General features: G+C 63.0%; 16 protein-coding genes. 7 read left to right on the top strand and 9 right to left on the bottom strand.

The window, feature by feature from the left end:
* The 3 genes from mdtC to D7I37_RS00685 are packed head-to-tail and all read right to left on the bottom strand — an operon-like array spanning position 1 to position 7450.
* Positions 1-3081, bottom strand: a complete 3081-nt coding sequence (mdtC, locus tag D7I37_RS00695) for a multidrug efflux RND transporter permease subunit MdtC (RefSeq protein WP_095098715.1) — start codon at positions 3079-3081, stop codon at positions 1-3.
* Positions 3078-6197 carry an MdtB/MuxB family multidrug efflux RND transporter permease subunit gene (locus D7I37_RS00690; RefSeq protein ID WP_129543154.1) on the bottom strand — a complete coding sequence of 1040 codons (3120 nt, stop codon included), beginning with the start codon at positions 6195-6197 and terminating at the stop codon, positions 3078-3080. The genes mdtC and D7I37_RS00690 overlap by 4 nt, the downstream gene beginning before the upstream one ends.
* Positions 6197-7450: an MdtA/MuxA family multidrug efflux RND transporter periplasmic adaptor subunit gene (locus tag D7I37_RS00685; RefSeq protein ID WP_129543153.1), complete on the bottom strand. Its 1254-nt coding sequence runs from the start codon at positions 7448-7450 to the stop codon at positions 6197-6199. The genes D7I37_RS00690 and D7I37_RS00685 overlap by 1 nt, the downstream gene beginning before the upstream one ends.
* A 268-nt stretch (positions 7451-7718) precedes the next feature.
* Here D7I37_RS00685 and D7I37_RS00680 point away from each other — a divergent pair, with 268 nt between their 5' ends.
* Together D7I37_RS00680 and D7I37_RS00675 are read left to right on the top strand one after the other, a co-directional pair.
* Positions 7719-8672: an aldo/keto reductase gene (locus D7I37_RS00680; RefSeq protein ID WP_061796604.1), complete on the top strand. Its 954-nt coding sequence runs from the start codon at positions 7719-7721 to the stop codon at positions 8670-8672.
* 67 nt (positions 8673-8739) lie between these two features.
* Positions 8740-9357 carry a pyridoxamine 5'-phosphate oxidase family protein gene (locus D7I37_RS00675; RefSeq protein ID WP_129543152.1) on the top strand — a complete coding sequence of 206 codons (618 nt, stop codon included), beginning with the start codon at positions 8740-8742 and terminating at the stop codon, positions 9355-9357.
* Between the two features lie 31 nt (positions 9358-9388).
* Here D7I37_RS00675 and yegD read toward each other — a convergent pair whose 3' ends face one another.
* Positions 9389-10741 (bottom strand): molecular chaperone, encoded by a 1353-nt coding sequence (yegD, locus tag D7I37_RS00670; protein WP_129543151.1) that lies wholly within the window; start codon positions 10739-10741, stop codon positions 9389-9391.
* 210 nt (positions 10742-10951) lie between these two features.
* Between yegD and alkA the strand changes: the two genes are divergently transcribed.
* Entirely contained in the window at positions 10952-12403 is a 1452-nt protein-coding gene (gene alkA / locus D7I37_RS00665; protein ID WP_129543150.1) for a DNA-3-methyladenine glycosylase 2, read from the top strand.
* Positions 12404-12407: 4 nt separating this feature from the next.
* Here alkA and mgtE read toward each other — a convergent pair whose 3' ends face one another.
* From mgtE to ppk1, 4 genes are all read right to left on the bottom strand, one after another.
* Positions 12408-13841, bottom strand: coding sequence for a magnesium transporter (gene mgtE / locus D7I37_RS00660; RefSeq protein ID WP_129543149.1), 1434 nt, complete (start codon positions 13839-13841; stop codon positions 12408-12410).
* A gap of 106 nt (positions 13842-13947) precedes the next feature.
* Positions 13948-14127: a YfgG family protein gene (locus D7I37_RS00655; RefSeq protein ID WP_061796615.1), complete on the bottom strand. Its 180-nt coding sequence runs from the start codon at positions 14125-14127 to the stop codon at positions 13948-13950.
* 181 nt (positions 14128-14308) lie between these two features.
* Positions 14309-15859 (bottom strand): exopolyphosphatase, encoded by a 1551-nt coding sequence (gene ppx / locus D7I37_RS00650; protein WP_061796616.1) that lies wholly within the window; start codon positions 15857-15859, stop codon positions 14309-14311.
* A 10-nt stretch (positions 15860-15869) separates the two neighbouring features.
* Complete coding sequence (gene ppk1 / locus D7I37_RS00645) at positions 15870-17933, bottom strand: polyphosphate kinase 1 (protein ID WP_061796618.1); 2064 nt, start codon at positions 17931-17933, stop codon at positions 15870-15872.
* 395 nt (positions 17934-18328) lie between these two features.
* Here ppk1 and D7I37_RS00640 point away from each other — a divergent pair, with 395 nt between their 5' ends.
* The 4 genes from D7I37_RS00640 (at position 18329) to D7I37_RS00625 (ending at position 24064) form a co-directional block, all read left to right on the top strand.
* Positions 18329-20497, top strand: a complete 2169-nt coding sequence (locus D7I37_RS00640) for an ABC transporter permease subunit (protein ID WP_129543148.1) — start codon at positions 18329-18331, stop codon at positions 20495-20497.
* A complete protein-coding gene (pstA, locus tag D7I37_RS00635) occupies positions 20494-22143 on the top strand; it encodes a phosphate ABC transporter permease PstA (RefSeq protein ID WP_061796622.1) in 1650 nt (549 codons plus the stop codon). The genes D7I37_RS00640 and pstA overlap by 4 nt, the downstream gene beginning before the upstream one ends.
* A 28-nt stretch (positions 22144-22171) precedes the next feature.
* A complete protein-coding gene (gene pstB, locus D7I37_RS00630; RefSeq protein ID WP_061796624.1) occupies positions 22172-22984 on the top strand; it encodes a phosphate ABC transporter ATP-binding protein PstB in 813 nt (270 codons plus the stop codon).
* 276 nt (positions 22985-23260) lie between these two features.
* Positions 23261-24064 carry a hypothetical protein gene (locus D7I37_RS00625; protein WP_129543147.1) on the top strand — a complete coding sequence of 268 codons (804 nt, stop codon included), beginning with the start codon at positions 23261-23263 and terminating at the stop codon, positions 24062-24064.
* A gap of 30 nt (positions 24065-24094) precedes the next feature.
* On the opposite strand, the gene D7I37_RS00620 is transcribed toward D7I37_RS00625, so the two are convergent.
* Complete coding sequence (locus tag D7I37_RS00620) at positions 24095-24310, bottom strand: hypothetical protein (RefSeq protein WP_095098697.1); 216 nt, start codon at positions 24308-24310, stop codon at positions 24095-24097.
* Positions 24311-24479 lie beyond the last annotated feature (169 nt).

Raw genomic sequence — 24479 nt, 5'->3', positions numbered from 1 at the left:
TTATTGGGGCAACGGATCCAGTTTCTTGCCGCGGCGGAATTTCATCTGCAGCCGGTCAAAGTACAGGTAAACCACCGGCGTAGTATACAGCGTCAGCAGCTGGCTCATCACCAGCCCGCCGGCGATGGTGATGCCGAGCGGCTGGCGCAGCTCGGCGCCGTCGCCGCTGGTCAGCACCAGCGGCAGCGCGCCAAACAGCGCCGCCAGCGTGGTCATCATGATCGGCCGAAAGCGCAGCAGGCTGGCCTGGAAAATCGCCTCGCGGGCGCTGATGCCGCCGTTGCGCTGGGCGTCGAGGGCGAAGTCGACCATCATGATGGCGTTTTTCTTCACGATGCCAATCAGCAGCATGATGCCGATCAGCGCGATCAGGCTGAACGGCGCGCCGAACAGCTCCAGCGCCAGCAGCGCGCCCACCCCGGCCGAGGGCAGGGTGGACAGTATGGTCAGCGGGTGGATGTAGCTTTCATACAGCACGCCGAGCACGATATACACCGTGGCGATCGCCGCGGCGATCAGCAGCAACTGGGATTTCAGCGTCTCCTGGAATACCTGCGCGGTGCCGGCGAAGGCGCCGCGCACGGTGGACGGCACGCCGAGCTGGGTCATGGCGCGTTCAACCGCCGCGGTGGCGTCCGACAGGCTGCCGCCGTCCGGCAGGTTAAACGAGATGGTCGACGCCGCCGACAGCCCCTGGTGGTTCACCGACAGCGGCGCATTGGCCGGCTGCCAGCGGGCGAAATAAGACAGCGGGATCGCCTTGCCGTCGTTGTTGATCACGAACATCTTGTCCAGCGAGCTGATGTCCTGGGTATACGGCGGCGCCACCTCCATCACCACCTTGTACTGATTGAGCGGCTGATAGATGGTCGAGATCTGGCGCTGGCCGAAGGCGTTGTTCAGCAGGTTGTTGGCGTCGGCAACCGAAATGCCCAGCCGCGACATGGTTTCGCGGTCATAGATCAGGTCCATTTCCGAACCTTTGTCCTGCTGATCGGAGTTGACGTCCGCCAGTTCCGGCAGCGCGGCCAGCGCGCTGCGGATCTTCGGTTCCCATTCGCGCAGCGCGGCGAGGTCGTCCGCCAGCAGGCTGTACTGATAGCTGGCGTTGGCCTGGCGCCCGCCGACGCGGATATCCTGCACCGCCATCAGGAACAGGCTGGCGCCCGGCTCTTTCGCCAGCCGGGCGCGCAGCCGGGCGATCACCTTCTGCGCGTCGTCGCTGCGCACCGACAGCGGCTTCAGCGAGATGAACATCGAACCGCTGTTGGTGCGCGAGCCGCCGGTAAAGCCGGTGACGTTTTCCACGTCCGGATCTTCGCGCACGATCTTCATGAAATCTTCCAGCTTAACGCGCATCGCCTGGAACGAAATGCTTTGGTCGGCCTGAATGAAGCCCATCAGCCGGCCGGTATCCTGCTCGGGAAAGAAGGTTTTCGGGATGCTGACGTACAGCCAGACGTTGAGCGCGATGGTGGCGAGGAACACCGCCAGCACCCAGCGCGAGTGGCCGAGCACCCAGTTCAGCGAGCGGCCGTAGCCCTGCTGCAGCGCCAGCAGCAGCTTGCCGAAGCCGCGCATGCGCCGCTGCGAACGCGGCGGCTGGTGGCGCAACAGGTAGGCGCACATCATCGGCGTCAACGTCAGGGAAATAATCAGCGACAGCCCGATCGACACCGACAGGGTGACGGCGAATTCGCGGAACAGGCGGCCGGGCAGCCCCTCCATCAGCAGCAGCGGGATAAACACCGCCACCAGCGACACGCTCATCGACAGCACGGTGAAGCCGACCTCCCGCACCCCCACCAGCGCGGCGTTGACAGGCTTCATGCCGGCCTCGACGTGGCGGGAGATGTTTTCCAGCACCACGATGGCGTCATCGACCACGAAACCGGTGGCGATGGTCAGCGCCATCAGCGACAGGTTATTCAGGCTGAAGCCGCACAGGTACATGGCGGCGAAGGAGCCGATCAGCGACACCGGCACCGCCACCGCCGGGATCAGCGTGGCGCGGCCGGAGCGCAGGAAGATGAATACCACCAGGATCACCAGCCCGATGGCGATCGCCAGCGACTGCTCCACTTCGGCCAGCGAGGCGCGAATGGTCGGCGAGCGATCCTGCGCGACGTTCAGCTGGATTGACGCCGGAATATTCTCCTGCAGCGCGGGCAGCTCGGCGCGAATGCGGTCGACGGTTTCGATGATGTTGGCGTCCGGCGCGCGGCTGATGGCCAGGATGATCGCCGGCTTGGCATCGGTCATCCCGGCGTTGCGCACGTCCTGCACCGAGTCCTTGACGTCGGCCACGTCGCTTAACCGCACCGCCGAGCCGTTGTTGTAGTGAATGATCAGCGGGCGATAAACCTCGGCGGTTTTCAGCTCGTCGTTGGCCTGGATCTGCCAGCGCTGCTGCGGGTTTTCAAGGGAACCCTGCGGCCGGCGCACGTTGGCGTCGCTGATGGCCTGGCGCACCGCGTCCAGCGAGACGCCCTGATTGAACAGCGCGCTGGGGTTCAGCTCCACCCGCACCGCGGGCAGGGAACTGCCGCCGACCGAAACGTCGCCGACGCCTTCGGTCTGGGCTATTTTCTGCGCCAGCCGGGTGGAGGCGAAGTCATAAAGCTGGCCCTGGCTGTAGGTCTCCGAAGTCAGCGTCAGGATCATGATCGGCGCGTCGGACGGGTTGACCTTGCGGTAGCTGGGGCGGCTCGGCATGCCGGTGGGCAACAGGCTCTGCGCGGCGTTGATCGCCGCCTGCACGTCGCGTGCGGCGCCGTTGATGTCGCGGTCGAGGTCGAACTGCAAAATGACGCGGGTGCTGCCGAGCGAGCTCATCGAGGTCATCTCATTGACCCCGGCGATGCGCCCCAGCGCGCGTTCCAACGGCGTCGCCACCGACGACGCCATGGTTTCCGGATCGGCGCCCGGCAGCGAGGCGCTGATCGAGATCACCGGGTAATCGACCTGCGGCAACGGCGACACCGGCAGCAGGCGCAAGCCGATGATGCCGCAGATGGCGATGGCCAGCGTCAGCAGCGTGGTGGCCACCGGCCGGTGGATGAACAGGGCGAAGAATTTCACGGCAGCTCCTGCGTTTCCGGCTGGCGGCGGGTATTGCGCGCCAGTTTGTCAAACAGCAGGTAAATCACCGGCGTGGTGAACAGCGTCAGGATCTGGCTCATCACCAGCCCGCCGACCATGCACACCCCGAGCGGGCGGCGCAGCTCCGCGCCGACGCCGGTGCTGAGCATCAGCGGCAGCGCGCCGAGCAGCGCCGCCAGCGTGGTCATCAGAATCGGCCGGAAGCGCAGCAGGCAGGCCTGATAGATAGCCTCGTACGGCGTCAGCCCCTGCTCGCGCTCGGCGGCCAGCGCGAAGTCGATCATCATGATGGCGTTCTTCTTCACGATGCCGATCAGCAGGATGATGCCGATGATGGCGATCACGTCCAGTTCGCTGCCGGCCAGCATCAGCGCCAGCAAGGCGCCGACCCCGGCGGTCGGCAGGGTGGAGAGAATGGTGACCGGATGAATGAAGCTTTCGTACAGCACGCCCAGCACGATGTACATCGCCACCACCGCCGCCAGGATCAGCCACAGCGTGCTGCCGAGCGCCGCCTGGAACGCCAGGGTCGCGCCCTGGAACCGGGTGGTGATGTCCTTCGGCATGTTGAGGTTTTTCTCCGCCTGGGTAACCGCATCCACCGCTTCGCCGAGCGAATAACCGTCGGTGACGTTAAAGGAAACGGTGGTCGACGGGAACTGGTCGAGGTGGTTGACCGACAGCGGGCCGAAGCGCTCTTCGATTTTGGCGATTGCGCTCAGCGGCACCGTGGCGCCGTTGCTGCTGGTCAGGCGGATATCATTCAGCGCCGCCAGCCCCGGGGTGGTGCTGACGTCGTGCTCCAGCACCACCCGATACTGGTTGGCCTGGGTATAGATGGTGGAGATCAGGCGTTGGCCGAAGGCGTTGTACAGCGCGTTGTCCACGTCGCTCATGCTGATGCCGAGGCGCGAAGCCGAGTCGCGGTCGACGTTCACATAGGCCACCAGCCCCTGATCCTGCCAGTCGCTGGTGACGTCCGCCAGCTGCGGCGTCTGCTTCAGTTCGGCCATCAGCTGCGGCACCCACAGGCTGAGATCGTCCAGCGACATCGCCTGCAGGGTGAACTGATACTGGGTGCGGCTGACCTGGGTATCGATGGTCAGATCCTGCACCGGCTGCAGATACAGCTTCACGCCGGGGAACTGCGCCGTCTGCCGCTGCAGGCGGGTGATGATCGCCGGAATGCGGTCGCTGCGTTCGCTCAACGGCTTCAGGTTGATCTGCAGGCGGCCGCTGTTCAGCGTGGCGTTGCTGCCGTCGACGCCGACGAACGAGGTCAGGCTTTCCACCGCCGGGTCTTTGAGGATCTCCGCCGCCACCTGCTGCTGGCGTTCGGCCATATTGCCGAACGATACGGTTTGCGGCGCCTCCAGCGTGCCCTGAATGATGCCGTTGTCCTGCACCGGGAAGAAGCCTTTCGGGATCAGCAGGTACAGCAGCACCGTCAACGCCAGGGTGCTCAGCGCCACGCCGAGCGTCAGCCACGGGTGGTTGAGCACCGTTTTCAGCCATTTGCCATATTGCGCAATCACCCGATCGAAGAAGCGTTCGGAGGCGGCGGAAAAGCGATTTTGCTTGCGCAGCGATTCGTGGCTCAGCATGCGCGCGCACATCATCGGCGTCAGCGTCAGCGAGACCACGGCGGAGATCAAAATCGCCACCGCCAGCGTGACGGCGAACTCGCGGAACAGCCGGCCGACGATGTCGCCCATAAACAGCAGCGGGATCAGCACCGCCACCAGCGAGAAGGTCAGCGAGATAATGGTGAAGCCGATTTCGCCGGCCCCTTTCAGCGCGGCGTCGAGCGGTTTTTCGCCTTTCTCGATATAGCGCGAGATGTTCTCGATCACCACGATGGCGTCGTCCACCACGAAGCCGGTGGCGATGGTCAGCGCCATCAGCGTCAGGTTGTTGATGGAAAAACCGAGGAAATACATGGCGGCGAAGGTGCCGACCAGCGACAGCGGCACCGCCACGCTGGGGATAACGGTGGCCGGCACGTTGCGCAGGAACACGTAAATCACCATCACCACCAGCGCGATCGCCAGCAGCAGCTCAAACTGCACGTCGCTGACCGAGGCGCGAATGGTGGTGGTGCGATCGGTCAGCACCTTGACGTCGGCCGACCTGGGCAGGCTTTTGATCAGCTGAGGCAGCATCTCGCGGATGCTGTCGGCGGTGGTGATGACGTTAACGCCGGGCTGGCGCTGGATGTTCAGCACGATGGCCTGCTGCCGGTTGGCCCAGGCCGCCAGGCGGGTATTCTCGGCGCCCTGTTCGATGGTGGCGACGTCCTGCAGCCGGATCGCCGCGCCGTTCTGGTAGGCGACGATCAGCTGGCGGTAATCGTCGGCCGACTTCATCTGGTCGTTGGCGGAAAGCGTCACCGAGCGGGTCGGGCCGTCCAGGCTGCCTTTGGCGGAGTTGACGTTGGCGTTGCTGATGGCGGCGCGAATGGTTTCGCTGTCCAGCCCGTAGGCGGCGACCGCGGCGGCGTTCAGCTTCACGCGCACCGCCGGGCGCTGGCCGCCGGACAGGGTCACCAGGCCGACGCCGGTCACCTGGGAAATTTTTTGCGCCACGCGGGTTTCCACCATGTCTTCCACCTGCGTCATCGGCATGGCGGAGGAGGTGACGGCCAGCGTCAGGATCGGCGGATCGGCCGGGTTAACCTTGCTGTAAATCGGCGGATAGGGCAGGTCGCTCGGCAGCAGGTTGGTGGCGGAGTTGATCGCCGCCTGCACTTCCTGCTCGGCGACGTCGAGCGGCAGCTCCAGCTGGAACTGCAGCGTCACCACCGAGGCGCCGCCGGAGCTTTGCGACGACATCTGTTTCAGGCCGGACATCTGGCCGAACTGGCGCTCGAGCGGCGCGGTGATGGCGGAGGTGACCACGTCCGGGCTGGCGCCGGGGTACAGCGTCACCACCTGAATGGTCGGGTAGTCCACTTCCGGCAGGGCGGATACCGGCAGGGCGCGGTAGCCGATGATCCCCGCCAGCAGGATAGCCACCATCAGCAGGGTGGTGGCGACCGGGCGCAGGATAAACAGGCGGGATGGTCCGCCGCCGGGATTGGGGGGCATCACCTGCATCAGGATTTCCCCTGAACGTCGGGTTTGCGCGTGGCTTTGGCCGCCGTCGGCGCTTCTTTCGGCGCCAGCACCTCCACCTGCATGCCTTCGGTCAGGCGGTCGATGCCGTCGGTCACCACCCGATCGCCGGCGTTCAGGCCGGCGCCGATCACCACCTGCCGGCTGTCCTGAATGCCGGTGGTCACCCGGTGCTTGCTGACCTTGTTGTCTTCGCTCAGGGTCCAGACGAAGTTGCCTTCGTTGCCCATCTGCAGTGCGGCTGTCGGGATCACCACCGCGTCATGCAGGGTGTCCACCTTCAGCCGCGCATTGACGAACTGGTTCGGGAACAGCGCGTCGTCCCCGTTGGTGAAACGCGCCTTCAGCTTGATGGTGCCGGTGGCGGTGTCAATCTGGTTATCCAGGCTCAGCAGCGCGCCGGTCGCCAGGCGGTTCTGATTGGTGCGGTCCCAGGCTTCGACGCTGACCGGGCCGGCCTTTTGCGCCTTGATCAGATCGCCGATGTTGCCCTCCGGCAGCGTGAACACCACGTCGATCGGGTGCGTCTGGGTGATCACCACGATGCCGGTGGTGCTGCCGCTGGTGATGTAGTTGCCGACGTCGACCAGCTTCAGGCCGACCCGGCCGTCGATCGGGGCGGTGATGCGGCTGTAGGTGATCTGCAGCTTGGCGCTGTCGACCGCGCCCCGATCGGCCTTGATGGCGCCTTCGGTCTGGCGCACCAATGAAAGCTGGGTATCCAGATCCTGGCGCGACACCAGGTTGGTTTTCGCCAACTGCTGATAGCGCGCCAGATCCTGTCTGGCGTTGGCCAGCGTCGCCTGGTCCTTGGCCAGCTGGCCCTGCGCCTGGGTCAGCTGCACTTCAAACGGCCGCGGGTCGATCTCGACCAGCAGATCGCCGGCCTTGACCTGTTGGCCCTCGGTAAAGTGCACCGCCATCAGTTGGCCGTCGACCCGGCTGGTGACGGTGACGGTATTGGCCGCGGTGGCGGTGCCCAGCCCGGAGAGGTAGCGCGGCACCGTTTGTCGGGTGGCGCTGGCCGCCTGCACCGGCGACATCGCCGCGCCGCGCCGGCCGCCCGCCGCGCGGCCGGCTCCGGCGTTGCCGGAGGCGTTATGCGCCCCTGGCGCGGCCCCGTCGGCCGGTTGGGATGCGCTGAAGTGTCGCCAAATTAATACGGCGGCAATAGCCACGATGACGATCGTCAGCAGGCGCAGCATCAGGGAACGACGTGGGGGTTTTGCATTCATGGTGGCGAAAATTCTCTCCAAAAGGCAGGGGCGCGGGCACTCATTGCCACAAAAGTTACACTCCTTACAGGATACTAGTTTAGCCAGCAAAGACGGCATAAAAATGAAGGAAATATGGAGGAATCGTCAGCATTGTCCTAATAAATGGTTGAATTGAACATGCTATGTTTATAAGGGATTCGTTTCGGCTTATAGCCAATGCGTTTTGGCGTTCCTCCCCATTCAACGCTAATAATCAACCCACGAATTTTTCCCACAGGAGCAGGCAATGAGCAACAGAGAGCTGGGCCGTTCGGGCATTAAGGTGCCGGCATTGACCTTCGGCGGCAACGTGTTTGGCTGGACGGCGGATCGTCAGACGTCTTTCAGCCTGCTGGATGCGCTGGTGGAGAACGGGCTTAATTTCATCGACACCGCCGACGTCTATTCGAGCTGGGTGCCGGGCAACCAGGGTGGCGAATCGGAGACGGTGATTGGCGAATGGCTGCAACACAGCGGCAAGCGCGACCGGGTGATCATCGCCACCAAGGTGGGCAAGCCGATGGGCGAAGGCAGGCAGGGGCTGTCGCCGCGCTATATTCGCCAGGCGGTGGAGGACTCCCTGCGCCGCTTGCAGACCGATTACATCGATCTGTACCAGTCGCACGATGACGATCGCGACACGCCGTTGGCGGACACGCTGGCGGCGTTCGATGAACTGATCAAGGCGGGCAAGGTGCGGGCGATCGGCGCCTCCAACTATCAGGCGGATCGGCTGGAAGAGGCGCTGCAGATCAGCGAACAGCGGGGGCTGGCGCGCTACGAAACCCTGCAGCCGGAGTACAACCTCTATGCGCGCGAAGGGTTCGAAAAAACGCTGGCGGCGGTCACGCAGCGCCACGGCCTGGGGGTGATCAACTTCTTCTCGTTGGCCAGCGGTTTCCTGACCGGCAAATACCGCAGCGCGCAGGACGAGGGCAAAAGCCAGCGCGGCGACCGGATCGTCGCCCAGTACCTGAACCCGCGCGGGTTCGCCATCCTGGCGGCGCTGGATCGGGTGGCGGAAAAGCACGGCACCTCGCCGGCGCAGGTCTCGCTGGCCTGGCTGATCGCGCGGCCGGAGATTACCGCGCCGATCGTCAGCGCCACGTCGTTGCCGCAGCTGGATGAATTGGTCAGCGCCACGCGCCTGCGGCTGGATGCCGAAGATATTCAGATATTGAATCAGGCCAGCGCCTGGTAAAGCCGATTGCCCGACGGCAATTTTGCTCTATCCTGAATGGGTCACTGTGACCCATTCAGGAACTGCAATGCAAAGCGATATTATCAACGATCTTGCGGCGCTGGAGCAGCTGTACGGCCAGCCGGCCGCGCCGTCGGTGTTCAAAGAAGTCAGCTATATTCACCCAATCTATCGACCCTTTATCGAAGCGGCGCCGTTCGCCGCGCTGTCTACCGTCGGGCCGGACGGGATGGACGTTTCGCCGCGCGGCGATCCGGCCGGCTTTATCCATATCGAAGACCAGAAAACCCTGCTGCTGCCGGACCGGCGCGGCAACAACCGCATCGACAGCCTGCGCAATATTCTGCATGACGACCGGGTGGCGCTGCTGCTGCTGATCCCCGGCATCGGCGAGATGCTGCGGATCAACGGCCGGGCGGAGATCCTGGTGGCGCCGGCGGTGCTGCAGCGCTTCGCCCACCGCAATATGCTGCCGCGTTCGGTGCTGCGCATTCGGGTGGAAGCGGTGTTTTTCCAATGCAGTCGGGCGATACTGCGTTCCGGATTGTGGGATGAAGCCAGCCGCCTTGAGCGGTCCGCCTTGCCCAGCACCGGCAGCATTCTGGCTGAGGTGAGCAAAACGCGGTTCGATGGCGAAGAATACGACGGCGCGCTGCCGCAGCGGCTGCGGGATACGCTGTACTAACCGCTGCCCGGCAGGCCGCGCCCCATGGCGATTAGCGGAACAGCATTTGCGCCCAGCGCGCCAACCCGGCGGTCACCGAGCCGAAGTCGTTGCCGCCGACGATCGGAATGCCCGGCAGCTGTTGTTGCAGCGCGGCGCGCAGCAGCGGCGAACGGGCGCTGCCGCCGGTCAGGTAGATCACCTGCGGCGCGCTCTGGCTGCTGGCCAGCGCGGCGTTGACCTGTTCCTGAATGCGCATCAGCGGTTGCGAAATGGCCTCGGCGAGCTGATGCTGGCCGATGGTTTCCGCCAGCTCGGGCTGCACGAAGGCCAGCGGCGCGCTGACGCTCTGCTGGCCGGACAGGGCGATTTTACTCTCCTCGGCCGCGCGCACCAACCGATAGCTCAGGCGCTGCTGGTGCACCTTGAGCAGGCGTTTGACCTTCTCCGGCTCGGCGGCGTCGCGGATCAGGTCGCGCAGCATGCGCCCGTTGGCGGAGCTGTAAAAATCCATCTGCGCCGGCACGTCGTTGGTCGCCACCGCATTCCAGTAGGGCAGCGCCGGCAGGGCGATGCCCTTTTCGGTTTCGCCGCCCATGCCGAACAGCGGCATCAGCTGTTTGAAAGCCAGCATGATATCCAGATCGTTACCGCCGACGCGGCAGCCGCTGTGTCCCAGCAGGCTTTGCTGGCGGTCGGCGCGATCGCGCCACTGCGGGCCCATCAGCAGCACCGAGCAGTCGGTGGTGCCGCCGCCGATATCAACCACCAGCACGGTTTGCTCTTCGCTCAGCGTCGCTTCGAAGTCCAGCCCCGCCGCCACCGGCTCGAACTGGAGTTCGATGTCCTTAAAGCCGGCGCGTTCGGCGGCGCGCTGCAGAATGCCCTGTGCCTGGCGGTTGGCTTCTTCGCCGCCGATGCCCTGGAAGTTGATCGGCCGGCCGATCACCGCCTGATCGATGCCGGTCTGCAGCTCGCTTTCCGCCTGGCGCTTGATGTGGAACATCATGGCGCACACCAGGTCTTCAAACAGCGCGATCTGCTGCGGTTTCAGGCCGTTGGCGCCGAGGAAGGACTTCGGCGAGCGCACGAAATACACGTCTTCCGGATCTTCCACATACTGCGCCAACGCCTGCAGGCCAAACTGCAGGCTGTCGCCGCCGACCGGGATGTCCTCTTCGCGGTTGTAGCTTATCGCCCGGCGCAGCAGCTGCTGGTTTTCTTCGCTGCCGGTCGGTACCTGCCAATGGCGATGCAGGCACTCGCTCACCGCTTCGCGGGACGGTGCGCACAGCATCGACGGCAGATACGGCTCGTTATTTTCCAGCGTCAGCAGCTCGGGGCCGTTGTCGCGCATCACTGCGACGGAACAGTTGGCCGTTCCATAATCGAATCCAATAAACATGTCTTTTCTCAGTCCCCATGCCAATGAAGGGGGGCGACTTTACCCGAGACTGCGCCGCCGGGCAACGTGCCTATGCCCGAGTGTGGAAAAATTTAGCGCCGGGCGCGGCGGCATGCTTAACTTAGGAGCACATCTTGATGTCCGAATTCCGCACGTCAGCGCGCCAGGCGGGCGCCATAATGCACAAAAAAACTGACCCCGAGCGTTGCCATGAATTATTCACAACAGGCGTTCTACGAGGCATTGCGCGCCCGCGACCGCAAGTTTGACGGCCGTTTCTTCGTCGGCGTTTCCTCTACCGGCATTTACTGTCGTCCGGTATGCAGCGCCCGCACGCCGAAGATTGAAAACTGCACCTTCTACCCGAGCGCGGCCGCCGCCGAGCTGGCGGGTTTTCGCCCCTGTCTGAAGTGCCGGCCCGAGCTGGCGCCCGGCCTGGCGCTGATCGATCTGGGCAACCGTTACGCCCAGGTGGCGGTGCAGCTGATCGAGCAAGGCTATCTGTCTGAGTACAGCTGCGAGCAACTGGCGGCGCGATTGGGCATCTCCGATCGCCATCTGCGGCGCATCTTCGCCGAGCAGTTCGGCGCTTCGCCGATCGATTACGCCCAGTCGCACCGTTTGCTGCAGGCCAAACGGCTGCTGGCCGATACCGATCTGCCGCTGAGCGAGGTGGCATTCGCCGCCGGTTTCGGCAGCCTGCGACGCTTCAACGAGCTGTTCAAGGCGCGCTACCGGCTGATCCCCTCGGCGCTGCGCAGCGGCCGCAACGCACGCACCGCCGCCAGCGGGCTGGTGTTTCATTTGGGGTATCGGCCGCCCTATGACTGGCCGCGGATGCTGAACTTCCTGCAGGCGCGTGCGGTGCAGGGCGTGGAGAGGGTGGAGGGGCGGCAGTATCTGCGCTCTATCGCCGTCAGCCTGGGCGGAACGGAATACCGCGGCTGGATCAGCGTGCAGCCGGAGGAGGCGCACAACCGGGTGCGGGTAGAGATAGCGCCGTCGCTGAGCCGGGCCACCACCGAAGTGCTGCGCCGCATCCGCCAGCTGTTTGACCTGGACGCCGCGCCGGACCTGATAGCCCAGGCGTTGGGCGCGCTGGCCGCCGATGCGCCGGGCCTGCGCCTGCCGGGCTGCGTCAACAGCTTTGAACAGGCGGTGCGCGCGGTGTTGGGGCAACTGGTCAGCGTGAAGATGGCGGCGACCTTCGCCGGCCGCATGGCGGAGCGCTGGGGAACGCCATTGGAACAGCCGCAGGACGGCATCACCCACGTGTTCCCAAGCGCCGAACGGGTGGCGCAGCTGCAGCCGGAAGCGCTGCGCCCGCTCGGCGTGCAGCTGAAGCGCGCGGCGGCGCTGATTGAGATCGCCAGAGCGCACGGCGAAGGGCGGCTGCAGCTCGATAACGTGCTGGATATCGAACAGGGCATCAAGGCGCTGACCGCGTTGCCGGGCATCGGCAGCTGGACCGCCAGCTATATCGCCATGCGCGCCTGGTCATGGCCGGACGTGTTCCTGGCGGGTGATTACCTGATCAAACAACGTTTCCCCGGCATGACGCCGCGCCAGATTGAGCGCTATGCCGAGCGTTGGCGCCCGTGGCGTTCCTACGCCACGCTGCACCTGTGGCACAACGACGGCTGGGCGCCGCTGGCGGAATAAGCGGTTAAAGCAGAAATACCGTGGCGAGGCCGAGGAAGATAAAGAAGCCGCCGGTGTCGGTCAGCGCGGTGATCAGCACGCTGGAGCCCACCGCCGGATCGCGGCCCAGCTTGAGCATGGTCATCGGGATCACCACGCCCATCAGCGCCGCCACCAGCAGGTTGAGGATCATCGCCAGCGTCATCACGCCGCCCATCGCCAGATCGCCATACAGCAGCCAGGTGACCACGCCCATGATGCCGCCCCAGACCACGCCGTTGATGATGGCGACCCCCAGCTCTCTGAGCAGCAGGCGCGAGATGTTGCCGACCTCGATCTGGTGCAGCGCCAGCGCGCGGACGATCATGGTGATGGTCTGGTTGCCGGTATTGCCGCCGATGCCGGCGACGATCGGCATCAAGGCCGCCAGCGCCACCAGCTGCGAAATGGTGTGCTCGAACAGGCCGATGACCCGCGAGGCGATAAACGCGGTGCACAGGTTGATGGCCAGCCAGGCCCAACGGGTTTTCACCGCCTTGCTGACCGGCGCGAACACGTCTTCTTCCGGGCTCAGGCCGCCCATGCGGCGCAGGTTGCTGTCGCTTTCCTCGTTGACCGCATCCACGATCTCTTCAATGGTCAGGCGGCCCATCAGCTTGCCTTTGGCATCGACCACCGGCGCGCTGATCAGGTCATAACGTTCGAAGGCGCCGGCCGCTTCGTCGGCCTTTTCTTCGGGCAGGAAACGGGCGGGGTCGCTGTCCATGACCTCCCGCACCGGCGTCTCCGGGTCGTTCAGCAGCACCGCGGTGAGCGGCAGTTCGCCCAGCAGGGTATTCTTGCGATCGGTGACGAACAGTTTGTCGGTGGCGTCCGGAATGGTTTTGCGCATGCGCAGGAAGCGGTGCACCGCGCCGAGGGTGACATCCGGGCGCACCGTCACCAGTTCGAAATCCATCATCCAGCCGACGGTGTCCTTGCCGTAGTGGATCATCTCGCGCACCTGGGCGCGCTGTTCCGGCTCCAGCGAGGTCAACAGGCGGCCCATCAGGTTGCGCGGCAGGTATTGCGCCAGGTAGGCCTGCTCGTCGACGTCCAGCGTTTTGATCGCCTTGAGCAGGTCTTTGTCGCTCATCTCTTCGATCAGGCTGTCCCACACCGGTTCGGCCACTTCCACCAGCGTCTGGCCGCGCTTGGCGTTGCCGACCAGCCGCCACAGCGCCAGGCGTTCGTCCTGCGGCAAGGCTTCCAGCAGGTCCGCCAGGTCGGCGGCGTGCATGTCGTCCAGCAGGCCGGTGATTTCCGCCGTCTGGTTCAGCAGTTCGCTCTTGCCGAGCGCGTTTTCATCCCCCGGGCGGCCGAGAATGCCGTCGACCAGATCCTTGTTGTTTAACAGCAGCGAAAGAATGCGCTGGCGATGTTCAGCGACTTTTTTGACGTTATGCGTAGCGGCAGACATGGTATTCCTTAACGGGCACTCGGGTTCCTTACTGGGGCTCTCTCAAAGATAGAGCATAGCGAGCGCAGGAGTCATTTTTATGAAACGGGCGGGCGCGTTGGGCGCTTCAGGGCGAGCTGTCCGGCTTTTCTCCACTGACTTCGGTGGCGTTTTGATACGGGGCGAGCTTCTTTTCCTGATGATGGGGCACCGCCACCACGGCGGCGTACAGCAGGCGGCCAACCAAAATGATAAAGCTGATAAACAACACGATCTTCGTCATTTGTCCGGTGGTCTTTTTACGCATATATCACCCGGCATGCGGTTTCCTGTGTTGGCTGATGGGGGAAATTGTAACCGGAATTTTAGGGGGCGATGACAAAAATTGTCTATTTATTTCCGGCACGCGGCGCGGCGTATTAGGGTTTCGTTTAGGTTGACGGGACGAGGGCTGAAAGAAAAACCCCCGGCTGGCAGGGGGCGGGGGATCAGGCTGAGCGCTGTGCGTCCTGCGAGCCTTCTTCCTCGATCATCAGCTTCCAGCCGACGACGTCGTTCCAGTAGGCCTGCTCGCGTTCGAAGTCCAGCTGCACCAGGTTGTTTTGCGTCAGATAACCGTTCGGGAAACGCAGCGTCCAGTGATTGTCGTCGGTGCTCAGGCGCAGCGTCTCGGGCGTGGTGGTCGACTGGCGCTGGTTGTTGAGCAGGGTGCTCAGCCGCAGCAGCTGGATCAGCGGCAGGTAATGCTTTTTCTTGAACAGGTTCAGGCGCGGCAGCTCTTCCAGCTTGATGCCCTTGCGGTGGAAGCGCACCAACGCCGCCAGCAGCAGCTGCTGTTCCTGGTTGAAGCCCGGCAGGTTGGAGTTCTGCAGGATGTAGGCCGAATGGCGGTGCATGCCGCTGTGGTTGATGCTCAGCCCCACCTCGTGCAGCATGGCGGCCCACTTCAGCAAGGCTTCCAGCTGCGGATGCACCAGCTTGGTATTCTGCGCCATCCATTGTGAATACAGCAGTTCGGTGGTTTCCAGCACCCGCTTGGCCTGTTCGCGGTCGATATTGTAGTGATCGGCCAGGCTTTTGGCGGTGCGGCTGCGGATGTCCTGATGGCGGAAGCGGCCTTCCATTTCATACAGCACGCCCTCGCGCAGCGCGCCGTCGGACAGGCGCAGATCGCGGATCGCCAGCGCGTCGAATACCCCGCACAGGATGGCCAGCCCCGGCACGAACACCGACTGGCGGTCTTCCGACAGCCCCGGCAGGCTCAATGCGTTGAAGTTTTTGAACTGCAGCACCTGATCGGCGAGCATTTCCAGCCGATCCAGCGTGATCAGGCCGTCTTTTTCGCCCATCGCCACCAGCACTTCGTGCGCGGCCTTGATGGTGCCCGAGGCGCCGAGCGCGTACTGCCAACCCTGAATGCGGTACTGCCAGGCCAGGGTTTCCAGCTTCTGCGCCGCGGCAAGGCGCGCGCGGCGGAAGTTGTTCTTGCTGATTTCCCCGCCCGGGAAGAACATCTGGGCGAAGCTGACGCAGCCCATGCGGCGGCTTTCCGCCAGCAGCGGTTCGAAATCTTCGCCGATCACCAGCTCGGTGGAGCCGCCGCCGATGTCGATCACCAGCTTGCGGCCTTTCTCCGGCTGGGTGTGCTCCACGCCCATGAAGATCAAACGCGCCTCTTCCTGGCCGGCGATGATTTCGATCGGGTAGGGGATGACCTTGGCGGCGCGCTTGAGGAACACCTCGGCATTCACCGCCTGGCGCAGGGTATGGGTGCCGACGATGGTGACGTTATCGGCAGGGAAGCCCTGCAGCCGTTCGGCGAACAGCGCCAGACAGGCCAGGCCGCGTTCTATTGCCTCTTCACTGAGCACATTGTTGCTGTCCAATCCATCGGCGAGGTGCACCCGCTGTTTTAAACGGCCCAACACCTGTAAGGCGCCGTTGACGACGCGGGCTATCACCATGTGGAAGCTGTTCGACCCGAGGTCGATGGCAGCGAATTCCTGCGGTTTGTTCGTTGCGGTGCTTTTTAGCGGCATAGTTGCTGGCCTACTGTCCCGGTTGTTCCAGAGCTTTTAAATACTCGTAAATAGCCACCTGTGAGCGCACCTTGCGGCGGTTGCCGCGCGGCACGTACTGGTTGCTCAGTTCTTTATCTAGATAGCGGGCTTTGACCGTATCGCTGAACAGGATCTCCAGAATGTCCAGAACGCGCTGTTTCAGCGTCGGATCCAGCAGCGATACCGCCACTTCGATGCGGTAATCTATGTTGCGGGTCATCCAGTCCGCGGAGGACAGATACACCCGTTTGTCACCTTTGTTGTCGAAAACGTACACCCGATCGTGTTCCAGATAGCGGTCGACGATGCTGATCACCTGGATATTGTCACTGATCCCCGGCAGGTTGGGAATCAAAGAACACATGCCACGCACCAGCAGGCGTATTTTTACGCCGGCGCCCGATGCGGTATATAACCGATCTACCAGCCCTTTATCCACCAGATTGTTGATTTTCAGCATAATGCCGGCCTGTTCCCCGGCCTGGGCGTTGGCGATTTCGTTGTCGATCAGCTCGTACAGCTTCAGCCGCGAGTTCTGCGGCGACACCATCAGGTTGTCGAAGGTGACCGGGCGATACGGGTTCTCGATAAAGTTGAACACCCGGCGCACTTCGTTGGTAATGCGCGCGTCGGCGGTCAGCAACGAATAGTCGGTGTAAATGCGCGCGGTCTTTTCGTTGAAGTTGCCGGTGCCGATATGAGCATAGCGCACAATTTGGTCGCCTTCACGGCGCGAGATCAGGAACAGCTTGGCGTGAATTTTCAGCCCCGGCGCCGAGAAAATGACGTGCACCCCGGCTTCGGTCAGGCGCTTGGCCCAGTGGATGTTGGCCTCTTCGTCGAAGCGCGCCTGCAGCTCGACCACCACCGTGACCTTTTTGCCGTTGTGCGCCGCGTGGATCATCGATTCGATGATGCGCGAGTCTTTCGCCACGCGGTAGATATTGATTTTGATCGCCAGCACGCTCGGATCGAACGACGCCTGGCGCAGCAGTTCCAGCACGTGCTCGAAGGTGTGGTACGGGTAATACAGCAGCACGTCCTGTTCGCGGATGGCGTCGAAGCCGTTGCGGAAGCGGTCGAACCAGATATGGCGCAGCCGCGGCAGCGGCTTGTTGACCAGGTTGGCCTTGCCGACGTTCGGGAAGCCGATGAAGTCTTTGAAATTATGGTAGCGGCCACCGGCGATCACCGAATCGTAGTTGGAGATGCCGAGCTTGCCGCGCAGCAGCTCCACCATCTCGTTCGGCATGTCGCGCTGATAAACGAAGCGCACCGGCTCGGCGGTGAGACGCTGCTTCAGGCTGGAGGACATCAGTTCCAGCAGGCTGGACTCCATCTCGGTCACCAGATCGTATTCCGCATCGCGGGTCATTTTCATCGAATAGGCGTTGAGCGCGTCGTAGTCGAAGAAGCCCTTGAAGATGTCGTCCAGGCAGTAGCGCAGAATGTTGTCCAGCAGGATCATCGGCTTGCGGCGGCGCGGCGCTTCCGGCGGCAGGTTGACGAAGCGCGGTACCTTGTCGGACGGGATTTCCAGCAGCGCGTAGTCGATGCGCGCGCCGCGGATAATTTCCACCGCCAGATAGGTGTAATCGTCTTTCAGGAACTGCACCAGATTGGTGTCGTGATTGATCAGGATCGGCGTGATGTGCTGACGCAGATGCTGTTTGAAATATTGCCGCAGCCAAATTTGCTGGTTTTCGGACACCTGGCGTTCGTTGATCAGGAAGATTTGATTGCGCGCCATTTCCAGCAGCAGATCGTTATACAGGCTGTCGAATTCTTGATCGGTTTTTAATACCTTGGCCTGGATCTTTTTCAGCAGGTGGCGCGAGGCGCCGGCGGAGCCTTGCTCTTCGCTGATCAGGATACGCCGCTTGAGATCGGCGAAGCGGACCTTATAGAACTCGTCGAGGTTGTTGGAGTAAATGCCCAGAAAACGCATGCGCTCAATCAGGGGATTGCTCTTATCTGCGGCTTCCTGCAACACGCGTTCATTAAAGGATAACCAGCTTAGTTCTTTTTCGATGTAGAGCTTTTCCTGACCCATTGCCACTCCAGTTCAATTTTAGAAAAGGATCCGGGACGCAGCGCCCGGATGCCGCTCTATTGTCCTGCATCATTATTGCGAGAGATTGACAGGAAAGTCCAACATATCCATTGCGTTGGCGCGCGGCATTTTATCGCGCCGAAAAGTTTTCGGCGGCGGGAGGAAGGTGCGGCGCGCCGGAGCGCTACAAAATGATGGCCGTCGCGCTCGTCATGGGGGGAGAGGGTGGGATTGCCATCATTTTTCAGCAATATATTCGCGGCATATTGCCCCCGGGCAGTGGAAAATGCTCAGGGCGAATCGGGCAAGTTTGTCATGCAAACGTCACAAAACTGACATAAGATGCCCGGTTATCTTACGGCGCAAGCCCGGTTCCATCAGCGACAGCGAGAGACATGGCACAGACTACGGTAAATCAACATCCCCGGGATCGCTTGCGCGGGCGCATCGACCGTGGCGTGCAGGCGGCGGTGACCGTCAGCGGGCTGCTGGTGCTGATGACGCTGATGCTGATCTTCGTGTATCTGCTGTTTGCGGTGCTGCCGCTGTTCAAACCGGCGTCGATGGGCCAGGCGCAGCCGCTGCCGATCCAGGCCGCTGCGCCGGCGCTGGCGCTGGGCATGGACGTGCAGCAGCGCATCGGTTATCGCATCGATGCCCGGGGCGACGGCCAGTTCTATCGCCTCGCGCCGCCGCAGGGCAAAACCGCCGAACCCTTGGCTCGGCAGGGGCTGCTGGCCAAACCGACGCTGCTCAGCCAGGCGGCCGGCGAACGCGACCTGTTTGCGCTGGCGCAGGCCGACGGCCGGGTTGTGGTGGCGCAGGCGGATTTCGCCGCGGCGGAAACCGCGCTGCCGCGGTGGGCGTTCCCGCTCGGCCAGCGGCCGCTGCCGCTGGACAAACAGGGGCGAGCGCTGAAGTTGCTGTCGTTGGCGCAGGCGCAGCGCGGCCAGTATTTGCTGGCCGGCGTGACGCAAGACAACCGCCTGGTCTTCGGCCGCTTTAGCCCCGATCGGGCGCCGCAGCTGAGCGCGTTTGCGCTGGAAGGCGGCGCGCAGCAGCTGGTGCTGACGCCGGACGGCCGCCAGCTGTACCTGTTGGCGGGTAACCGGCTGGCGCGCTATCAGATCAGCGGCGCACAGCTGGCGCTGCGCGAAACGCGGGTGCTCGGCGAACACCCGCCCTATCGAATGACGGCGTTGCCCGGCGGCAGCGCGTTGCTGATCGCCGGCGCCGACGGCAAGGTGCGCGAATGGTTCGATGTGGAAAAGGACCGGCGTTGGCAACTGATCCCGGTGCAGCATTTCAATCACCCGGCGATGGCGCAGGAGCTGCTGGTGGCCGAGCCGTACCGGCGGGTGTTCGCCACCCTGCGGCCCGACGGCGGTTTTTCGCTGTTTTCCAGCATTCAATCCCAGCCGCTGCTGAATGCGCGGCTCGGCGGCGAGGCGACGCAGATGGCGTTTGCGCCGCGCGGCGACGGGCTGCTGCTGGAAACCGCCCAGGGCTGGCAACGCTACGCCCTCGATAACCCGTATCCGGATGTCACCTGGCGTTCGCTGTGGGGCAAGGTGTGGTACGAGAACTACCCGCAGCCGGCCTATGTCTGGCAGTCCACCTCCGGCGAAGACAGCTACCAGCCCAAGTTCAGCCTGATGCCGGTGATTTTCGGCACTTTCAAGGCGGCGGGCTATGCGATGCTGTTCGCCATTCCGCTGGCGCTGGCCGGCGCAATGTACACCGCCTACTTTATGACGCCGGCGCTGCGCCGGGTGATCAAACCCGCCATCGAAGTGATGGGCGCGCTGCCGACGGTGGTGATCGGCCTGGTGGCCGGCATTTGGCTGGCGCCGGTGATCGAACACTATTTGCTGGCGGTGCTGGCGCTGCCATTGCTGCTGGCCGCGGCGGTGCTGCTGTGCGGCGGAGCGGCCAACCGCCTGGCGCCGCGCCGCCGGCCGGGCGGCGATCTGGTGATCCTGCTGCCGTTGCTGGCGCTGACCGTCTGGCTGGCGTTCGGCATCGGGCCGTGGCTGGAAGTGGCGCTGTTCGGCGAGCCGCTGCATTTCTGGCTGGGGGACGACTACGATCAGCGCAACGCGCTGGTGGTGGGGGTGGCGATGGGCTTCGCGCTGGTGCCGATCATCTTCTCGCTGGCGGAGGACGCGCTGTTCAGCGTGCCCGCCACCCTGAGCCAGGGATCGCTGGCGTTGGGGGCGACCCAGTGGCAAACCGTGGTGTGGGTGGTGCTGCCTTCGGCCAGCGCCGGCATTTTCTCCGCGCTGATGATCGGCTTTGGCCGCGCGGTGGGGGAAACCATGATAGTGCTGATGGCCACCGGCAATACGCCGATCATCGACGGCAGCCTGTTCCAGGGGCTGCGCGCGCTGGCGGCCAATATTGCGATCGAGATGCCGGAGGCGGTCTCCGGCAGCAGCCATTACCGCGTGCTGTTCCTCACCGCGCTGGTGCTGTTTATCTTCACCTTTGTGTTCAACACGCTGGCGGAGGCGGTGCGCCTGCGGCTGCGCAAACGCTATACCCCCAATCAGGAGGCGCCGTGAGAGCCTGGGTGAGAAGCGGTTCGCCGTGGGTATGGCTGACCGCCGGATCGGTCGCCGTCAGCCTGCTGGCGCTGATCGGCATCATGCTGCTGCTGGCCGGGCAGGGGATGCGCTATTTTTGGCCCAGCCCGGTGTATCAGTTTGAGCTGAACCAGAGCGCCGCCGGGCCGGTGACGGTGATCGGCGAGCTGTATCAGCAGCAGGACATCTCGCGCCGGCAGTTGGCCGAGTCCGGCGTAACGCCGCCGGATGGGGCGCAGAACCTGGTGCGCTATCTGATCAAGGTGGGCAACCGCGAGCGTGAGGGGCAGGATTTCCGCACGCTGCTGGCCAGCGACATTCGCCGCCAGAGCGCGCCGCGCGACCTGCTGGTGCTGGAACGCAACAGCAACGGCACCGCCTATGGTTATCTGGCGGGCCTGCTGGAGGACGGGCAGCCGCTGACCGGCCGCAATCTCGGCCAGGCGCTGCAGCAGCGTCTGCCGCAGATCGCCGCGCTGTCGCGCCAGGCGCACGATATCCAGTTCCGCGACATGGCGCGCATCAATCAGCGGTTCGATACGCTGCGGCTGCGTGAAAAGCGCCTGCGGCAGGACGATAAGCTGGATGCCCGCGCTCAGGCGTCGATCAAGGCCGAAAGGCTGGAGCTGCGGCGCCAGTACCGCGCGCTGGCCGATCGCCTGAGCGGGCTGAATCGCGATCGCCAACGCGATGCGCTGCTGCTGCGCGATATGCACGGCCAGACGCTGACCATTCCGCTCAGCCAGGTGCGCGACGCCTGGTACCCGAACGCCATGAGCGCCACGCAGAAGCTGGTTCACTGGGGCAGTCAGGTGAAGAAATTCCTCAGCGACAGCCCGCGCGAGGCCAATACCGAAGGCGGGGTGTTCCCGGCGATCTTCGGCACCGTGCTGATGGTGATCCTGATGTCGATCGTGGTGATGCCGTTCGGCGTGATCGCCGCCGTGTATCTGCACGAATATGCCGGCAACAACCTGTTGACCCGGCTGATCCGCATCGCGGTGGTCAACCTGGCCGGCGTGCCGTCGATTGTCTACGGCGTGTTTGGCCTCGGCTTTTTTGTTTATATGATTGGCGGCACGCTCGACCAGCTGTTCTATCCTGAATCCTTGCCCAACCCGACCTTCGGCACCCCCGGGGTGCTGTGGGCGGCGCTGACGCTGGCGCTGCTGACGCTGCCGGTGGTGATCGTCGCCACCGAGGAAGGGCTGTCGCGCATTCCCGCCGCGCTGCGTCAGGGCTCGATGGCGCTGGGCGCCAGCCGCGCCGAAACGCTGTGGCGCATCGTGTTGCCGATGGCGGCGCCGGCGATGATGACCGGTTTGATCCTGGCGGTGGCGCGCGCCGCCGGCGAAACCGCGCCGCTGATGCTGGTGGGCGTGGTGAAGTCGGTGCCGGTGCTGCCGGTGGATGATATTTTCCCGTATCTGCATCTGGAGCGGAAGTTTATGCACCTCAGCTTCCAGATCTACGATATGGCGTTCCAGAGCCCCAGCGTGGAGGCGGCGCGGCCGCTGGTGTTCGCCACCGCCTTTCTGCTGGTGACGATCGTGGTGGGCTTGAATCTGGCGGCGATGGGCATCCGCCATTCGTTGAGGGAGAAGTACAGGGCATGGTCGCAGTAACGATGACGCTATTCTTGGGGAGTGCGTAATGGGTTTGATGACGCCAGGCAGTTTGCCCCGGCTGGATGTCCAGCATTTGGATGATGAACAGACCGCGCTGGCGGTCAATGGCCTGAACCTGTTCTATGGTGAAAAACAGGTGCTGCACGACGTTTCGCTGCGCATCCCGAAGCACCGGGTGACGGCCTTGATCGGCCCTTCGGGCTGCGGAAAATCGACGCTGCTGCGCTGCTTCAACCGCATGAACGATCTGGTGGACAACTGCCGCATCGAGGGGGATTTGCAGCTCGACGGCGCGCCGATCTCCGGCACGCAAATCGACGTTGCGGCGCTGCGGCGGCGGGTGGGCATGGTGTTCCAGCGGCCGAACCCCTTCCCGAAGTCAATCTATGAAAACGTGGTGTACGGCCTGCGCCTGCAGGGCGTGCGCGATCGGCGCCTGCTGGACGAGGCGGTGGAACGATCGCTGCGCGCCGCCGCGCTGTGGCACGAAGTGAAGGACCGGCTGCGCGAAAACGCCTTCCGGCTTTCCAGCGGCCAGCAGCAGCGGCTGGTGATCGCCCGGGCTATCGCCATCGAGCCGGAGGTGCTGCTGCTCGACGAGCCGACCTCGGCGCTGGATCCGATCTCCACCCTGACCATCGAAGAGCTGATCTCGGCGCTGAAGCAGCGCTACAGCGTGGTGCTGGTGACGCACAACATGCAGCAGGCGGCGCGCGTTTCCGATTACACCGCCTTTATTCACCAGGGCCGGCTGGTGGAGTACAACGATACCGACGCCATTTTCACTTCGCCGCGCCAGCGCCGCACCGAGGATTATATTACCGGGCGCTACGGTTGAAGGAGGCGGCGAAGACCCGAGGGTTTTCGCCGCGCAGCGGCGATAAAAATCCGGCCGGCATAACGGGCCCTCGGAGGTGAAAGAACGATTATATTGCTTACAGCCTCCGCGTTATTAATGCTATATAGGTAGCGCTCGCCAATAGTTCAGCTTTTGGTGCGGCATTTATTTATATTTGTTTTCTTGTTATTAATCACCTCAATTATTGATTCCTATTATGTTGTTTATTTTTGTGGTCGATGAATGGATGCCTATTTATATAAGGAAGATATAAGCATGAATATTGATGAAAATTATATTAAAGAGTTATCCCTCCTGTTATTGCCTATGCTGATCTCTGCGGCGGCATGGTGGTTTTTACGTTGGTTAAAGGGATATGATTCCCGGCGAAATTGCCGGTTCGATCGCGTCAGCGATGCGAAACGCCTGTCGGCGTTGGCGCGTATTCAGGCGCTGCGCGACCGGCCGCAGAACGATATGACGCTGCTGCAAACCAGGGCGCAGTATGAAAGCATTGGCATTCGCCTGCCGGTATGGGTGGCGCACCAGCTGGTTGATTATCTGGGGCGCGCTTCCACGGCATTGGGTGACCGGGATCTTAACTGCTTCCTGCGCCGCGTTTCGCTTACCCTGACCCAGTACGGCGTGTTCACGCTGGATGCCAATCGGCTGCGGCGCCAGCGCGTTTCGCTGATGCTGTTCCTGATCGTCAGCGCGCTGGCTATCGCCTGCGGTTTCTATATCACCGTGCCTCCGTTGGGGGAAAGCGAAGCGACCGCCAGCAATAAGTTTTGGTTTTTATTCTTCTTTTTTGCCTACCTGATGATGGCGATTTTCGTCGTGGCCTGGTCGGTTAATGAATGGGAGTCCCTGCGTCGCGTCAAGGCTTTCTGGCAGAAATGGCGGCCCCATCTGTGCCAAAACGAAGCGGACTATCAGGCGCGTTGTCGGCACCAACGTGACGCGGCGGCTCAGGAAAGCGCAGCCGATATGGCGCTGGAGCCCATCGTCGACTTGCCGCCCGCCAGAAAGCCGCAGCGTGGATGGCTGATGCGCATGTTGGGCAAGAAAGATAAATAACCCATAAGGGCCATATCAGGCAGATGGCCCTTAACGAGCTTTACCGCTCAGCCGCAACACCAAACCCACCAACAGCAATGTGGCTCCCGAGGCATAGAGCGGGAACCAGCGTGCCCACCAGAGTGTGGAAAACAGCGACGCGCTATTGGGTGCAGCGGTCGTGTAGCCGCTATAGATATTCAGAGCGGCGGCTATGGCGAACATCGCCAGGCCGATAAAAAGAAGCAGGTTTGAGGCTGTAGTCATTTAATTTGTCCTTGGTAGGGGAATGCAGCGGTGAAGTCTTATTATCACCATTAATTTTTTTGATTAATTATCTCGGTTAAATATTATGTTTTCGTTTCTCGGTAAGCCGTTTTCTGGCGAAAATGTCCCCTTGGATACTAGCGAGTTATTCGCCAATAAAAAACCCGCT

This window comes from Serratia sp. 1D1416 (assembly GCF_003641105.1).
GTDB lineage: Bacteria > Pseudomonadota > Gammaproteobacteria > Enterobacterales > Enterobacteriaceae > Serratia > Serratia ficaria.
Note: the sequence above shows the minus strand (reverse complement) of the source record. Positions and strands in the feature narration are given on the sequence as shown.

What these genes read in the sequence shown, in the direction of transcription:
- pstB (WP_061796624.1), top strand. Translation starts at nt 22,172, where the DNA reads ATGGGTTTGATGACGCCAGGCAGTTTGCCCCGGCTGGATGTCCAGCAT.
- D7I37_RS00680 (WP_061796604.1), top strand. Translation starts at nt 7,719, where the DNA reads ATGAGCAACAGAGAGCTGGGCCGTTCGGGCATTAAGGTGCCGGCATTG.
- alkA (WP_129543150.1), top strand. Translation starts at nt 10,952, where the DNA reads ATGAATTATTCACAACAGGCGTTCTACGAGGCATTGCGCGCCCGCGAC.
- ppx (WP_061796616.1), bottom strand. Translation starts at nt 15,859, where the DNA reads ATGCCGCTAAAAAGCACCGCAACGAACAAACCGCAGGAATTCGCTGCC.
- D7I37_RS00690 (WP_129543154.1), bottom strand. Translation starts at nt 6,197, where the DNA reads ATGCAGGTGATGCCCCCCAATCCCGGCGGCGGACCATCCCGCCTGTTT.
- D7I37_RS00675 (WP_129543152.1), top strand. Translation starts at nt 8,740, where the DNA reads ATGCAAAGCGATATTATCAACGATCTTGCGGCGCTGGAGCAGCTGTAC.
- D7I37_RS00685 (WP_129543153.1), bottom strand. Translation starts at nt 7,450, where the DNA reads ATGAATGCAAAACCCCCACGTCGTTCCCTGATGCTGCGCCTGCTGACG.
- ppk1 (WP_061796618.1), bottom strand. Translation starts at nt 17,933, where the DNA reads ATGGGTCAGGAAAAGCTCTACATCGAAAAAGAACTAAGCTGGTTATCC.
- yegD (WP_129543151.1), bottom strand. Translation starts at nt 10,741, where the DNA reads ATGTTTATTGGATTCGATTATGGAACGGCCAACTGTTCCGTCGCAGTG.
- D7I37_RS00625 (WP_129543147.1), top strand. Translation starts at nt 23,261, where the DNA reads ATGAATATTGATGAAAATTATATTAAAGAGTTATCCCTCCTGTTATTG.
- mgtE (WP_129543149.1), bottom strand. Translation starts at nt 13,841, where the DNA reads ATGTCTGCCGCTACGCATAACGTCAAAAAAGTCGCTGAACATCGCCAG.
- D7I37_RS00620 (WP_095098697.1), bottom strand. Translation starts at nt 24,310, where the DNA reads ATGACTACAGCCTCAAACCTGCTTCTTTTTATCGGCCTGGCGATGTTC.
- D7I37_RS00640 (WP_129543148.1), top strand. Translation starts at nt 18,329, where the DNA reads ATGGCACAGACTACGGTAAATCAACATCCCCGGGATCGCTTGCGCGGG.
- D7I37_RS00655 (WP_061796615.1), bottom strand. Translation starts at nt 14,127, where the DNA reads ATGCGTAAAAAGACCACCGGACAAATGACGAAGATCGTGTTGTTTATC.